General features: G+C 40.9%; 12 protein-coding genes. 5 read left to right on the top strand and 7 right to left on the bottom strand.

Annotated elements, in window-relative coordinates; all coding sequences use genetic code 11:
• Positions 1–104: 104 nt before the first annotated feature.
• Complete coding sequence (locus H140_RS16045; protein ID WP_019673246.1) at positions 105–1,058, top strand: energy transducer TonB; 954 nt, start codon at positions 105–107, stop codon at positions 1,056–1,058.
• Between the two features lie 331 nt (positions 1,059–1,389).
• Here H140_RS16045 and H140_RS0108560 read toward each other — a convergent pair whose 3' ends face one another.
• Complete coding sequence (locus tag H140_RS0108560) at positions 1,390–2,910, bottom strand: catalase (protein WP_019673245.1); 1,521 nt, start codon at positions 2,908–2,910, stop codon at positions 1,390–1,392.
• Between the two features lie 664 nt (positions 2,911–3,574).
• Here H140_RS0108560 and H140_RS0108555 point away from each other — a divergent pair.
• A complete protein-coding gene (locus H140_RS0108555) occupies positions 3,575–3,913 on the top strand; it encodes a DMT family transporter (RefSeq protein WP_026348961.1) in 339 nt (112 codons plus the stop codon).
• Between the two features lie 127 nt (positions 3,914–4,040).
• Here the strand turns inward: H140_RS0108555 and H140_RS0108550 are convergent, their stop codons facing one another.
• The 4 genes from H140_RS0108550 to H140_RS0108535 form a co-directional block, all read right to left on the bottom strand.
• Positions 4,041–4,802 carry an iron ABC transporter ATP-binding protein gene (locus H140_RS0108550; RefSeq protein WP_019673243.1) on the bottom strand — a complete coding sequence of 254 codons (762 nt, stop codon included), beginning with the start codon at positions 4,800–4,802 and terminating at the stop codon, positions 4,041–4,043.
• A 41-nt stretch (positions 4,803–4,843) separates the two neighbouring features.
• Positions 4,844–5,743: an iron chelate uptake ABC transporter family permease subunit gene (locus H140_RS0108545; RefSeq protein WP_227672916.1), complete on the bottom strand. Its 900-nt coding sequence runs from the start codon at positions 5,741–5,743 to the stop codon at positions 4,844–4,846.
• Positions 5,744–5,961: 218 nt separating this feature from the next.
• Positions 5,962–6,999 carry an ABC transporter permease gene (locus tag H140_RS0108540; protein ID WP_019673241.1) on the bottom strand — a complete coding sequence of 346 codons (1,038 nt, stop codon included), beginning with the start codon at positions 6,997–6,999 and terminating at the stop codon, positions 5,962–5,964.
• 108 nt (positions 7,000–7,107) lie between these two features.
• The gene (locus H140_RS0108535; protein WP_019673240.1) at positions 7,108–8,172 is read right to left on the bottom strand and encodes a siderophore ABC transporter substrate-binding protein; all 1,065 of its coding nucleotides are present in this window, start codon (positions 8,170–8,172) and stop codon (positions 7,108–7,110) included.
• 344 nt (positions 8,173–8,516) lie between these two features.
• On the opposite strand from H140_RS0108535, the gene arsC reads away from it, so the two are divergent.
• Entirely contained in the window at positions 8,517–8,933 is a 417-nt protein-coding gene (gene arsC, locus H140_RS0108530) for an arsenate reductase (glutaredoxin) (RefSeq protein WP_019673239.1), read from the top strand.
• Between the two features lie 191 nt (positions 8,934–9,124).
• The gene (locus tag H140_RS0108525) at positions 9,125–10,612 is read left to right on the top strand and encodes an MFS transporter (RefSeq protein ID WP_019673238.1); all 1,488 of its coding nucleotides are present in this window, start codon (positions 9,125–9,127) and stop codon (positions 10,610–10,612) included.
• 242 nt (positions 10,613–10,854) lie between these two features.
• Here the strand turns inward: H140_RS0108525 and H140_RS0108520 are convergent, their stop codons facing one another.
• Positions 10,855–11,511 (bottom strand): response regulator, encoded by a 657-nt coding sequence (locus H140_RS0108520; protein WP_019673237.1) that lies wholly within the window; start codon positions 11,509–11,511, stop codon positions 10,855–10,857.
• Between the two features lie 98 nt (positions 11,512–11,609).
• Positions 11,610–13,613, bottom strand: a complete 2,004-nt coding sequence (locus tag H140_RS0108515; RefSeq protein WP_019673236.1) for a histidine kinase — start codon at positions 13,611–13,613, stop codon at positions 11,610–11,612.
• Positions 13,614–13,885: 272 nt separating this feature from the next.
• Here H140_RS0108515 and H140_RS0108510 point away from each other — a divergent pair, with 272 nt between their 5' ends.
• A complete protein-coding gene (locus tag H140_RS0108510) occupies positions 13,886–15,265 on the top strand; it encodes a NarK family nitrate/nitrite MFS transporter (protein ID WP_019673235.1) in 1,380 nt (459 codons plus the stop codon).
• Positions 15,266–15,530 lie beyond the last annotated feature (265 nt).

The raw sequence follows: 15,530 nt of genomic DNA, 5'->3' as shown, positions 1-15,530 counted from the left end.
GCGCTCGGTTGCCTTGCACCTCAAATATTTGACTACGACTATACAGTCTTAGAGTACTTGATAAATTATAAATAACACAAGTTTAATAAACAAAGTGATTGAAAATGGATGATGCAAAACCAAAACACAGATTGCACAATATACACCTCATTACCTTAGCAGGTGTGTTGCTGTTGCACCTGATTGTGGCTTGGTTGTTGGCTAATATGAATGGGCAGTTGCCACCACAGCTATTTGCTAGCTCAGGTATGGGCGAAGGTGTAGAGGCGGGTATAGGTGCTGGCCATATACAAGTGAAATTTGTTGATGGCGATGCATTAATCGATGCAAGTAATCAACAAACAGATGCGGGTACTGGTAACAAAGCAGAGGAGCGAGATATAGCCTCGTTTGATTTGGCACAAAAGTTGGTTGACACTCCTGAAAATAAAGATTTAATCGTCACCGAAACCGAAACCGAAACCGAAACCGAAACCGAAACCGAAACCGAAACCGAAACCGAAACCGAAACCGAAACCGAAACCGAAACCGAAACCGAAACCGAAACCGAAACCGAAACCGAAACCGAAACCGAAACCGAAACCGAAACCGAAACCGAAAAAAACGAAGAAGAATACAGCACAAAAGATAATAAAAAAGATGATAAAGATAAAGAAATTAAAAGCCAACAAGGTGATAACAATAAAGGCGGCAACACAGAAGGTAAAAATGGCAGTGACGTCGGTTTGCCAGGTATCACTGCTGGCGAAGGATCTGGCGTAGTAGAACAGCTAGTAGAAATGGAAAATATCAACTGGATAGATGAGCCACATTTTGCAATACCAGAGCGCCTAAAAGACCAAGGTGCGCCAATTATTGGCTATACACTGACATTACAGATCACTGTCAATGCACAAGGTGAGGTGATTGAAGCAGATACGGTGGCATCTTCGGGCAATGTTGCGATAGATATTGCCATGGAGCGCATTGCAAAAACAGGAAAGATGCAACCTATGATGGATGCACAAGGTCAACCTAAAGTAGCGGTTATTATTTTGCCATTAAAGATACAAACTTAACTAGGGACTTGTATAGAGTTGATGATATTCAGAGCATATAAGCACCCTTAACTGAGGTTAAGGGTGCTTATTAATAGGTTATCACTTCTGACTATTAAATATAAATGGCATCCACTTTTGACCAAGGGGTAGCCTCTTATACCATAACTAAAATAGCTTGGGAGCTAAAAGTAGCCGACTAACAAGTGTCCAGAGGCTATGCATGGTCAGGTACAGGTATAGTCAGGGTAATAATTAGCTAAGCTAAGTATGGCTTTAAATTAAGTACGGCACACAGTTAAGCATAGCCAACACTTACCTTAACAGTGAATACCTACCTTAGCAGTGATACTTACAGCAAACCTGGTAAACCACGTGCTGGATCAGTTTCACGAGCAGCCATTGCATCTTCAACGGTTAATCCCATCGCTGTTGCAACGCCTTCACCGTAAGCTGGATCACACCAGTAGCAGTTACGGATATGACGATATTTGATAAAGTCTGGAGCAGAGGCAATGTCTGCAGCAGTGTTTTCAAATAATAACTGTTTTTTCTCATCCGTCATTAAGTTAAATAGCGCACGTGGCTGACTGAAGTAGTCGTCATCGTCTTCACGATAGTTCCAGTAGTGGGCATCACCATTGATCTTTAAAGGTGGCTCCATGTATTCTGGTTGCTCTTGCCACTGACTAAAGCTGTTTGGCTCATAGTGTGGGCGACCAGCATAGTTATCATCAACACGACCTAATCCATCACGGTGATTACTTGCAAATGGGCAGCGTGGTTGGTTTACTGGGATTTGATGTAAGTTTACACCCACACGATAGCGCTGAGCATCAGCATAGTTAAATAGGCGGGCTTGCAGCATCTTGTCTGGAGATACGCCAATACCAGGCACTAAGTTACTTGGTGCAAAAGCAGCTTGTTCAACGTGCAAGAAGTAGTTTTCTGGGTTTTTATTTAATTCAAACTCACCAACTTCTATAAGAGGATAATCACCTTTTGGCCATACTTTGGTTAAGTCGAATGGATGGTAAGGTACTTTTTCTGCCTCTTCTTCAGGCATAATTTGTACGTACATTTTCCATTTAGGGAGGTCGCCATTTTCAATAGATTCAAATAAGTCTTTTTGATGACTTTCTCGGTCCATTCCCACAACTTTCGCTGCTTCTTCGTTACTTAGGTTTTCAATACCTTGTTGAGTACGGAAGTGGAATTTTACCCAGAAACGCTCGCCATCTTTGTTCCAGAAGCTATAAGTGTGTGAACCAAAACCATGCATATGGCGGTATGATTTTGGAATACCACGATCACTCATGACAATAGTTACTTGATGTAGTGCTTCTGGTAGTAGTGTCCAAAAGTCCCAGTTATTAGTCGCTGAGCGCATATTAGTGCGAGGGTCACGTTTTACTGCTTTGTTTAAATCTGGGAATTGACGTGGATCACGGAAGAAGAAGACTGGCGTGTTATTACCGACTAAGTCCCAGTTACCTTCTTCGGTATAGAATTTTAGGGCAAAACCACGGATGTCACGCTCTGCATCAGCGGCACCACGTTCACCAGCAACGGTACTAAAGCGGGCAAACATTTCAGTTTTTTTACCGACTTCACTGAAAATTTTGGCACAGGTATATTTGGTGATGTCATTGGTGACGGTAAATGTACCGTAAGCGCCTGAGCCTTTGGCGTGCATACGACGCTCTGGAATAACTTCACGGACGAAGTTACCCAGCTTTTCGTTTAGCCAAACGTCTTGAGCCAATAATGGACCACGAGGACCTGCGGTTAAGCTGTTTTGGTTATCAGCAACAGGGGCACCATTGTTCATGGTAAGTTTTGTAGGGGCGTATGGGCATTTTTTATCGCTCATTGCGGACTCCTTTTTTAGTGGTTATGGTGAGTAAGATTGATTATATTTAATAAGAAATAAGCCTATGCTAAGGTGTGTCCTCAACTTAAATCACTATATCTAAATGAGGATGTGTCCTAAAACACGTATGCTTTTTTTTATTGCTGCGATTTATCTTGTGACGTATCAAGTTACTAGAGCAGGGAGAGGTGTTTAGACAATCATAATCTGGCAATATATCAACTTGATTACGGCAAGTATTACTGTATCAGTTTATTGTATGATTATGCGGTGTTTTCAGTCATTAAGTGTTTTGAATTAGTAATCATATCTATCTATTTAATGGTTAAGTTGAAAGATATGTCAAAAACCAATGCTTAATGTAACCTAGCCCAAGTCTCCTAACTGATAGTATTATTAAACAAGATTCCTTATGTTCTGTATATTAAATTAATTGTATGGTTTTATTTTGTTTTATCAATGGTTAAAACGTTTGCTAAGTCGTCTATCATGGCATTATCTATCTAATACCTTTTCTAAAAAAGTAGCCTATCTTTGTCAAACTCACTAAACCTACTACTTGTAGCGTTTGCACATCAAAAGTATATGAGCAGTTAACAGGGTTTTTAGTTTAAAATATATAGCCTATAATATTTGTCAATATTTGTGTGAGATCTATTATATGATGTCCCCAACCCTTATTGCTTATAGCTATCTTGCAGGCGCTATTATATTTGAAGTCATCGGCACGACGTTTTTGGTAAAGTCAGAAGAATTTACCAGACTTATGCCAACGCTTGCGACCATAGTGCTATATTGTTGTTCATTTTATCTTATGACCAAGTCACTAAGAGAGATACCTTTGGGCATCGCTTATGCGCTTTGGGGTGGGATAGGTATTGTTCTAACTGTAATGGTTGGGTTTTTTGTTTTTAAGCAAGCGATTGATATGCCTGCGGTTGCAGGTATTGCCCTGATTGTCGCTGGAGTGGTGGTGTTAAATCTATTTTCGGCATCTATATAGTATTTTCGGCATCTATATAGTGTAGTGCGTAAACTAGTGTAGTGCGTAAACTAGTGTAGTGCGTAAACCTATTTGTGTAAACCTCATTTATTCGTAGGCCTTGTAGGTTTAATGCAGTGCTTGTGAGCTAATGACGACTATCAATAATAACAGGAAAGCCATTATGTTCAATGACTGTGGCCTTTACACCATATAGCGCTTCGATGGCTTCTTCAGTTAGCACTTCAATTGGATGACCTGTTTTCATCACTTGGCCAGCTTTCATCATAACCACAGTATCCGCAAATTGAGCTGCCTGATTGATATCGTGTAAGACAATCACTACTGTCTTTTTTTGTTCATGAGCCAGTGCTCGCAATGCCCGCATCAATTGACCTGAGTGATACATATCTAGGTTGTTTAGTGGCTCGTCCAGAAGTAAATAAGGCGTATCTTGGCAGACAATCATGGCGATGAGAACTCGCTGCTGTTGACCACCTGAGAGTGTCGATAAATAGCGCTGCGCCAAAGGTTGAAGCTCAAACTGTTCGATGACTTGGGCGACTTTTTCATTGTCTATTTCAGTAGGGCGACCTTGATGATAAGGATATCTACCAAACATAAGTAACTCAGCGACACGTAGCCGACCTTGTAGGTGATTGCTTTGTGCAAGTATGGCCACAGTTTTGGCAAGAGTGTTGCTATCAGTGATGCTGATATCATGGTCTGCAAATTGTACAGAGCCACTTTGTAATGTCTGCAAGCGTGACATAACGCTAAATAGGGTGGATTTTCCAGCACCATTTGGACCAATAAGAGCAATGACTTGCTCACTAGGCAGTGTTAGATTGACGTTATCAAGTATCAGTTGGTTATCGATATGATGACTAATATTTTTGAGAGTAATCATAAGCTAAATCTAAGTTTGGTAATTATCTAAAGATAGAAAAGTTAGGTTGCTACATAGTTTTTATTATATTGCTTTAGGATCAAACCAATAAAAATTAAGCCACCTAATAACTCAATAACAACGGATAGAACACCAGCCATACCCAACACCTGCTCAAATAAAGTTTGACCCAACACCAAGGTAGTCATAGAAACCAGGCTCACTAACATGATACGTTCACTGTGATACATGCTATCGCTAATACGATTGGTTAAAGCACAGACCAATAAACCCAAAAAAACAATAGGGCCTACAAAGGCAGTGGCTGTGGCTACTAGTATGGCAATAACCACTAACAGTTTTAGGGAAAGTTGTTGATAATTTATCCCTAATCCAATCGCCTCATTACGGCCCAACATAAGCACATCTACTGCAAAGCGCCAACGCCAAATCAGAAAAGCACTTATCAAGCAAATGATTAGGCTTATGGTCATCATTTCTGTATTGATGGTATTAAATTGGGCAAAACTGGCGGCTTGGACAACCACAAAGTCTTCAGGGCTAATTAAACGGGCTATCAAACTTGATAAACTTCTAAATAATACCCCAAAAATTATCCCCACCAATATTAACCTTGATAATGAGTGATCGGTCCGAGTAAATAGAAGTCTAAACAGTAATAAGGAGGCACCCACCATTAAAACAACCTCTATTGCAAATTTAAGTAAAGGTTGGTGGGTTAAAACATTTACGGTTCCCAAAAAGAATATCAATAAGCTTTGAATGAGCACATATAAGGAGTCAAAACCCAAAAGGGAAGGGGTTAAAATAGGGTTATGGGTTAAGCTTTGAAATAGCAAGGTAGAAACACCAATGCAATAACCAACAATCATCAAAGCGAGCAGCTTCTGGCCCCGAAATGGCAAAACGAAATCCCAATTATTATTGGCATTTAGGGTCATAAAAAGGGTAGAGCTAAGCACCAATAATATAAATAGGATCCACACCGGCTTGCTCCATACTAGGCTTGGTTTGATAGATAATTCATGGGAAGAAGCGGTGTTAAATAAACTCATATCAAAAGCACTATATAAGAAAACCAAATTAGAAAACCAAATTAGAAAAAAAATTGAACATATCGGTTGTTAACAGTATTTTCTATAAAATACGCCCAGTAGGATTAGCTCAGCTTGGCAGCAGGCTTAGGCTTACGTAATAAAAGCCATAAAAAGACAGCTGCACCGACCACACCAAAGACGGTAGCAACAGGAACTTCATAAGGGTAGCGGATACCACGTCCGATGACATCACACAGTAGAACTAAGCTAGAACCCAGTAAGGCCACAGCTGGCAAGCAGCGTCTTAATCTATCGCCCATTAAGCGGCTTATGATATTGGGCACAACCAAACCAACAAAAGGAATGGCCCCTACGGTCACCACTACCACAGCACTGATCATAGCTACGGTGAGAATGACAAACCAAGTCATGGCCCGTTGATTTACGCCAAGGTTAATGGCAATGGCATCACCCAAACCCACTATGGTGAGCTTGTCAGCCAGTAAGTAGGCAATAAATGCTAAAGCCGCAGTTATATATAGCAGCTCATAACGACCGGCTAGAATAGTAGAGAAATCTCCAAAACGCCATACCGATAATAGCTGTAAAGATTCGGTTTGATAGGCAATAAAAGTGGTAATTGCTTCGATAATGCCACCAAAGACAATGCCTACTAAAGGCACCATTAAGATGTCCGTGGCAGGCAAGTATTTGATCAGACGCATAAACAGTATCATGCCTAAAATGGCACAAACTGTGGCCAATAGCATTTTGGTAATAAGACTGCCTGAAGGTAAGTACAAGCTTACTAACAATAAACCCAGTCCTGCCCCTTGAGTGGCCCCCACCATCGAGGGATCTACAAAGCGGTTTTTTAATACCACTTGCAAAATCATCCCCGCCACTGCTAAAGAGGCCCCTGTCAAAATTATGGCAATAGTTCGGGGTAGACGGCTCACCAACAGCAGCTGTAAATCACTGCTGTCGGCTTGTTGCGTTAGTGCTTGCCATAATCCTTGCCACGAAAAATCAGCCACACCCAGTGAAAGACTGGTTAAAACTAAAGCTGTCAATAATACAAAGCTTAAGACATTTAGCACTGTTGGCGTAAGCCAAGGAAACTTGGCGGCTACAGGTGTGGTACGATTTTTAAACAACATAGCAAGACAACACTTTGATAAAGAGCCAATTATAAACAGGCAATGATTGAATCAAGCCTTAATAATTTGATCAAGACTTGTTAATTAAATCCAGGCCTAATAATTTAATTAAGAAGCTACCTTTTCAGCTTTACCTAAATTATCGATAATGGTTTGTGCATCTTTTAACCACTGATAATAACCGCCGAAAGCAAGGTAAGAGTCTGGGCTCAAATATACAATGTGTTGGTTTTTCCAAGCTTTGGTTTCATGGATTAAAGGATTGTCTAGAACTTCTGCAGCACCTACGCCTTCTTGACCAATAGCAGAGGTTCTATCGAGGACAAATAACCAGTCAGGGTCTGTTTTTTGTAAGTATTCAAACGAGATTGGTTGACCGTGTCGAGCTTCTTTAATATTGGTATCAGCAGCAGGAATACCAAAATCGTTATGTAAGAAACCGTAGCGTGAGTCTTTACCATAAGCTGAGATTTTGTTGCCATTTACCAATATTACCAGCCCATTGCCCTTGCCTTCACTGGCCGCTTTTGCTTTGGCGATCGCATTATCGATATCTTTTCGTAATTGCTCAGCTTTATCTTGCTTGTCAAACAATTTACCAAGGTCAGTTAAACGCTGCATACTGGATTGATAAATATTAGCGGTATCAATCGTCATATCTAAAGTTGGTGCCATACTGCTTAAGCTGTCGAATTTCTCCGCCATGCGTGAGCCCACTAAAATGGCTTGAGGTTGTAATTGGTTTAGCGTTTCCATATCCGGCTCAAAAACTGTGCCCACTTTGACGTTATCGGTAGCACCAGCTGCTTCAAGGTTGTCTAGGTGTAAATTGGTAGGCATGCCTTGTACTGGGACTTCCAATGCTGCTAAGTCCTGTAACAAAGTCATGTCATATACTGCTATAGGACTTGGGTTGATGTCCATTTCTATCGGGCCGCGGGCTGTATCTATCGTGACCGTCGCCTGCTCAGGGTTTGTATCTGTGTCTATGGTTTCTGTACTTTGTACGCTATTATCTGGCTGCGCCTCAGTATCTTGACTATTGGTGTTATCTTTTGGAGAGCAGGCAATCAATGCACTACTCACAAGCAGGGTCAATAGTAGTGATTTGGTTTTTTTGGCAGTGGTAGAGGAGGGCAGTGACCAGTTAGAATATGATGATAAGTTAAACATAAGACCTCATTTTTAAAATAGCTTTATGCTAGAAAACTATGTTTTAAAATATGTATCGATAAAAATACAACATTGAGAGTATGATATTATACCCAAATTCACCCTAAAAATGATAATCATTATCAACAATATTTTACAGGCAAATTTGTTCCTTTTTTGTTAATTAATAAAAGCGAAATAAGTAGGGTTTGTTGAACATTCACCACATAGGATCAGTGGCCGTTTAGGTTTAAGGAATAATTTCATTTTCGTGCAAAAACAGGCTAAATTTTCCCTATGAAGATTAATATTCAATAGACCCTAGTTTTTACGGTAATTTACTTTGGTTTGTTAAGGAGTTTTTTATGTCCGTTATTGTTTGGCATAACCCAAAATGTAGTACCTCACGTAATGCAGTTGCACTACTAAAAGCATCTGGTGAACAGCCAGAAATAGTTGAGTATTTGAAGCAACCACCGACTGCAACACAGTTAGCCCAACTGTTATCGAAGATGGGGTTAACAGCACGTGATTTGATACGTAGCAAAGAAACGGTTTATAGTGAATTAGGGCTCGATGATTTAAACTTGACAGAAGATGAGTTGATAGGTGCTATGGTGACTCACCCAGTTTTAATCAATCGTCCCATAGTCATTACTGATAAAGGCGCTGTGTTGTGTCGTCCTTTAGAGCAGATATTTTCTGTTTTAGGTGATAATGCAGTTTCTGAGTTTGAAAAAGAAAATGGTGAGGTGATACATCGACCAAGTACTAGAAGCTGATATTTAACATCAACAAAAAAACCAATCCCCCATAAGTAGTATGGGTGTGAAATTTATACTGCTTTTGCTCAATAGGTTACAAATAAACAGCTTGATATAGTGACTTTAAATGATTAATGGACGTGTCAAATGATAGATAAGTATCTCATACTGCATTTGACTGCCACGTCCTTATTTAGAGGAGGTATATCATGCATGCCAAAGAGCTGCTTGAGATTGAACGCCGTGATATTAGGGCGCTGCATTACACCTGGATTGCTTTTTTTCTAACCTTCTATGTCTGGTTTAATATGGCACCTCTTGCAACTTTGATGCTTGAGGCCGAAGACTTTTTGACGCCAGAGCATATAAAGTTGTTTTTGATTGCCAACGTAGCCTTAACCATACCAGGGCGGGTTGTGGTCGGTATGGCGTTAGATAGATTTGGGCCACGACGTGTATTTTCAGTATTGATGGTTATCATGGCGATACCGACTTGGTTTTTTGCTTTTGGTAGCTCAGCAATGCAACTGTTTGTTGCGCGCTTGTTTATGTCGATTGTTGGGGCTGGGTTTGTGGTTGGTATTCACATGACTGCACTGTGGTTTAAGCCAAAAGATATTGGTTTTGCTGAAGGGTTTTATGCTGGATGGGGTAATTTTGGTTCAGCCGCTGCAGCCATTACCATTCCGACAGTGGCATTACAGTTTTTTGGTGGACCTGATGGCTGGCGCTGGGCAATCGCACTATCTGGATTATTGATGGCCTTATACGGTGTGGCTTATTGGTTTTTGATAACTGATGGCCCAACGGCAGACACTCATAAAAAATCTAGAAAGGCAGGTGCTTTAGAGGTGTCAACTTGGCGCGACTTGTGGCTGTACTGCTTATTTACCATACCGCTTTATGGCATCTTAGGAGTTTTAGTTTATCGCACTCAAGCCATGGGCTTTTTAAATCAAACTGGGGCGCTTGTTTGTTATGCAGTGATAGCCTTAGTCGTGGTATATCAGATTTATAAAGCATTGAGAGTGAATGTTCCTATGCTAAAAGCGGGTATTCCTGAAGATGATAAATACCCCTTTAAGTCGGTAGCAGCGCTGAATGTCTCTTACTTCGCCAACTTTGGTGCAGAGCTGGCAGTGGTGTCTATGCTACCCATGTTCTTTGCCACCACTTGGAAGCTTGATCCTACGGCGGCTGGTCTGATTGCCTCAACTTTTGCGTTTGTAAACTTATGGGCACGTCCTTTGGGTGGCTATATTTCAGATAAAGTAGGTAACAGACGCTTGGTGATGCTCATTTATATGTTTGGTATTGGCATAGGCTTTGCGTTAATGGGATTGTTAAATGCTAGCTGGCCATTATTTATTGCGGTTGTGTTTACCATTGGTTGTTCGGTATTTGTGCAAGGGGCAGAGGGTGCAACCTTTGGTATTATTCCATCTATCAAGCGCCGTTTGACCGGTCAAATATCTGGTATGGCAGGTGCTTATGGTAACGTGGGTGCAGTTTTCTACTTGTTTTTATATACCTTTGTTGAGCCAAACCAATTCTTTTATATCATTGCTGGCGGTGCTTTTATTGCTTGGCTGGTGTGCTACTTTTGGCTTGATGAGCCTGAAGATGCTTTCGGTGATGAGTACAAGATGTCATCAGTAGATATCGAGTTGGCTGAAGCAGAAAATCGTGCCCAGTAATATGATGGTAATGCACAACCACATGAATAACCGCTTAACGCTGCGAATATGATTGAATAAAAGCTCAGTAAGCATCAGCAGAAAAGCCCCTAGCATTATTTCTGGATAGGGGCTTTTTTATGTCAATTGCTTAAGCGGTTAGCATTGAATAGGGTGTTTATTTATAGGCAAATTAACACTAGATTAATACTAGATTGAATTAACACTAGATTGGCAGTAGGTTAGCAGTAGAGTGCCATTAATTAGCCTAAGTTATTGACAGCCCATACGGCCACATCCACACGAGTGCGTAAATTGGTCTTATTTAAGATATGCTTTACATGAACTTTGACGGTGGACTCTGATATACCTAGCTCATTGCCTATCATTTTGTTGCTCAGTCCTTTGGCAATCATTTTTACAACTTGTAGCTCTCTGGCAGTTAGGTTGCTAACGATATCATTGATGCTTGGTGTGCGTAGCGCTTGCGCTAATACAGCGGCAAGTCTTGAGCTGACCACCAATTCACCTCGTAAAGCCTTACGAATATCTAATGCCACTTGCTCAGGCTGCATGTCTTTTAACAGATAACCATTCACACCAAGTTTGAGAGCATCATGAATGTCCTCACCACTGTCAGATACAGTGAACATTAAAACTTTAGTTTGATCTCCTTTATCACGAATTTTTTGTACTGTTTCAATACCAGACAGTCCTGGCATCTTTTGGTCCAGAACCATCAAATCTACTTCGTTATTAGCCAAAAACTCTATGGCTTCTTCGCCGCTACTGAAGTCTGCAACAACCTTAAAATCAGGCTCAAGGCTTAGAAGGTCTACCAAGCCACGTCGCAGCATGGGGTGATCATCGACCAGTAGGATTTTGGCAGGAGAGCTTTGGGTATATACCGTGGTTGTCATAAAATCTCACAAATTAAGTTGTCAAAAGCGTTGGTCTAAGTACCGATATCTAATACCTAAATACTGATATCTAAATACCGAGCAGTTATGTTAAGTAATTATTCATTAGTTTCATGCTGAAAGAATGCAGGGGTAAAGCGGATGGTAATAATTGTACCTTGAGGCTGGTTCTCGGTAATTTGGAACTGCCCATTTAAGCTGTTTGCCCTTTCTTGCATAATCATTAGGCCGTGATGGTGGGTCTGATCAACCTCTTGGTGAATACCGACACCATTATCAGCAATGGTTAGGATGGTTTCATTACTGTTGTTAGAAACATACTGAAAATTGACAGCAACTTCACTGGCCTGAGAGTGACGACAGATATTTGATAACGCCTCTCGCACAATTTGAATGATGTTCACTTGCTCTGAAGCGCTTAAGTTCAATGACATCACTTGATTGTTAATATGATAGTTAAAGCCCCCTTTTTCAGCAAACTCTTGTACCGAGTTGTGCAGTGCCTCGTCAAAGCTATCATCATCTAAACTTAAGCGAAACGTTACTAGCAAGTCTCGCAAGTGCTGATAGGCTGAGTTTAAGCCATCTTTAATCTTAACAATAGACTCAGTCAGGGCTGCATATTCCGGACTGGTACAGTGGGTGCTATCAAGTCTTTTTTCCAAAATGGCAACCTGAATTTTTAGATACGACAAAGACTGTGCCAGCGAGTCATGCAGCTCACGAGCAATGGTAGCACGCTCTTCTAATAAAATAATCTGGTGCTCATGCTGACGCTGTTGTACCAAAAACATAGCAGTGCTGATTAAGTTGGTTAAAGCAATGAGGGCCTCATTGTTGATGGCAATAGGGTCTATTTCAGTCGGGTTTAGCTTGTTTTTAGGTGTAGGGTGGTCTGTTGTGGAGTTATCAAATACTGTGGTTTCATCCACCAAAGGTATTTTGTTTGGATCCTCTGTCACTGTGGGAGCGGTTGCACGCACTCGAAGCTCACCAAACAGAATGTCACGATGCGCAACGGGATAGCTTTTAATCGCTTTAGCTAGATTGACATGGCAGGAGTCGCAGGTGTTTGACGCACAGATTTCACTAATTTTGTTCCCATGTATTGCAATGGAGTCCTTGCTGTCTAATGCATCATATTGCAAGCAGAGCGTTAAATTAATACCTGGAATAATCGCCTCAAAGTCTGAAATAAGGTGGTTAAGTCGGGTGAGACCCACTTGTTCTGTGGTGAGGTGACGAGCAAAGTCATATAGTAGTGACAGCACCTGATTGGCTTGTATTAAGTTTGCAGTTTTAACAGCCACTTCTTGTTCCAGTGACTTTTGATAAGAGTCTATGGTGGCGGCCATGTCGTTGAAAGAGACTGCCAGGCTATTAAATTCACGATAGCCGCTGGCAGGAATACGACTGTCTAAATGACCACGCTGAAACTCTTTGGTTGCTTTTATCAGCGAATTTACTGGTCTGAGTACCTTTTGTTTGAGTTCTATAAGTCCGGCAAGCATGACTAATACTGCCAAAATTAATGACAAAAACTGCAAAATCTGCTGCCACTTTTGGCGTTGTTCATTACGATACTGGAGCTGATTGGCCAGATTGTCAACGTCAAAAATATAGGTTAAAGAGGCTTGGTAGAAGCTATTCATATCTTGAGCTGCCAGTGCTGGCTGTAATACCGTTTGCCACTGATGATCAATTTTCTTAAGCTGTTGGTCTATCTCAAAGTCGTTGTTTTTGTGACTGCTTTGATATTGATATAAGTCATTTAGGCGGCGCTGCATGTCTTTGATGAGATAGTCGATAGCTTGCTCATGATATAGACGTGAGTCTTCTGGTTGTTTGCTATCAAAGTTGTCATCGGTCAGATCAATAAAGTCAGGATATTGGAAGTCTGATGCCAATAAAAAGTTAACACGATACGTGGCCATTCTGATAGAGCCAGCTGTATTCACAGCTCTGGCATCTTCTTGTGATACCCATGCCAAATAGCCACTACTAATAGCTGACATCAAAAACAAAAAGGTAACAGTAATCACTGCCAGCCAAGCACGGGTGGGCAGTGAATCAGAGAGCATGTTGCTGATAGTTTTTAGCATAAGGGCATCGATCTTGAAATAAACGAAATATAAACAATTGTTTAGCTGCGCCTAGAATAACACTATCTCATTTAATGATAATACTACCAAAGAGGTAGTCATCTTTGGTTAGCTGTACTTACTCCCACTAAGCTACTGGTGTAAACCCATATACGCATAGGAATAAACCACATAATCCCTTACTGTTAGTGCTGACATAAATTTATTGTAGCTGGTGTGCCAGCAGGCTATTAAATTTCAAATCAAAGCTACGAATTATGAGGCAGGGAACTATGAGTAACAAAGAGGCGCTAAAAGGCGGTAAGGTCATTCAACAATGGCACCCTGAAGAAGAAGACTTCTGGGAGAATGGGGGTAAGCAGGTCGCCAGTCGTAATTTATGGGTATCTATTCCAGCCTTGCTACTGGCTTTTGCGGTGTGGATGGTGTGGAGTGCGGTTATTGTTAATTTGCCAGAGATTGGCTTCGACTTTGATCAGGGGCAATTGTTCTGGTTAGCAGCGCTACCGGGTTTATCGGGCGCAACGCTGCGTATCTTTTATTCATTTATGGTGCCAATTTTTGGTGGTCGCCGCTGGACGGCTATTTCTACTGCATCACTAGTAATACCTGCGTTATGGATGGGTTTGGCAGTACAAGACACCAGCACACCCTTTACGGTATTTGTCATTATTGCGTTGCTTTGTGGTTTTGGTGGCGGTAACTTCGCATCATCGATGTCAAATATCTCCTTTTTCTATCCTAAAGAAAAACAAGGCACAGCATTGGGTTTAAATGCTGGTTTGGGCAACCTTGGCGTGTCGGTCATGCAGTTTTTAATTCCGTTAGTGATTGGAGTAGGGCTATTTGGCGCACTTGGTGGCGCACCTCAGATTACCACATCAGGCAAAACCTTATATTTACAAAACGCAGGCTTTATCTGGGTGCCTTTCATTGCTTTGGTTTCAATAGCGGCTTGGTTCTTGATGAATGATATTGCTTCAGCAAAGGCCTCATTTAAGGATCAAGCGGTCATTTTTAAACGCAAACATAACTGGATTATGTGTGTGCTTTATATGGCAACTTTCGGCTCGTTTATTGGCTTCTCAGCGGCATTCCCCATGTTAATCAAAAATGCATTCCCAGAAGTGAGTGCCTTACAGTTTGCATTCTTAGGGCCTTTAGTCGGTGCGTTATTCCGCCCAGCAGGTGGTTGGATTGCTGATAAATTAGGTGGTGCTCGTGTTACATTTTGGAACTTTGTGATCATGATGCTTGCTGTGGCAGCAGTGATGTATTTCTTACCAAGTGAAACTCGTGAAGGTAGTTTTATTGGTTATTTAATTTCATTTATGGTGCTGTTTGTCACCACAGGTATTGGTAATGGTTCTACTTTCCGTATGATTCCAGTTATTTTCCGTACCGTACTTGAACGTGAACATCCTGATAGAATAGGTACTGAGCCATTGTTCGTTGAGATACGTAAAGAGTCTGCGGCTGTGGTTGGGTTTACTTCGGCAATTGCAGCTTATGGTGCTTTTTTTATTCCTAAGATGTTTGGTTCAGGTTTAGGAGTTTATGGTACTTTTATCGCACTTGTTATTTATTATGTGCTCTGTATAGTACTGACTTGGTGGTATTACAGCCGTAGTAATGCAGAGTATCCTTGTTAATGGTTCTTTTTAATGGGTTAATGAGGCAATTAACAACAGGCTATGAACTAATAACTAATAAATAAAAGATACCTAATAACAGGGTATCAATAATAAACACGACTTATGGGATTTAGTTTAATACCTAAGTCGTGTTTTTTTTGGTTGTGTTTTTTGGTTATGCGTCCCATTTTTTTAATCTAAAACTTGGGGCTGTATGGCCTTCATTTACGGAACTGATAGAGACTGTTTTTAGTCATCTCGACGCATAAAGTAGTAAGTTTAA

The sequence above is a fragment of the Psychrobacter lutiphocae DSM 21542 genome (assembly GCF_000382145.1).
Taxonomy (GTDB): domain Bacteria; phylum Pseudomonadota; class Gammaproteobacteria; order Pseudomonadales; family Moraxellaceae; genus Psychrobacter; species Psychrobacter lutiphocae.
The sequence above is the reverse complement of the archived record's forward strand: the minus strand, read 5'-3'. Positions and strand labels throughout refer to the sequence as shown.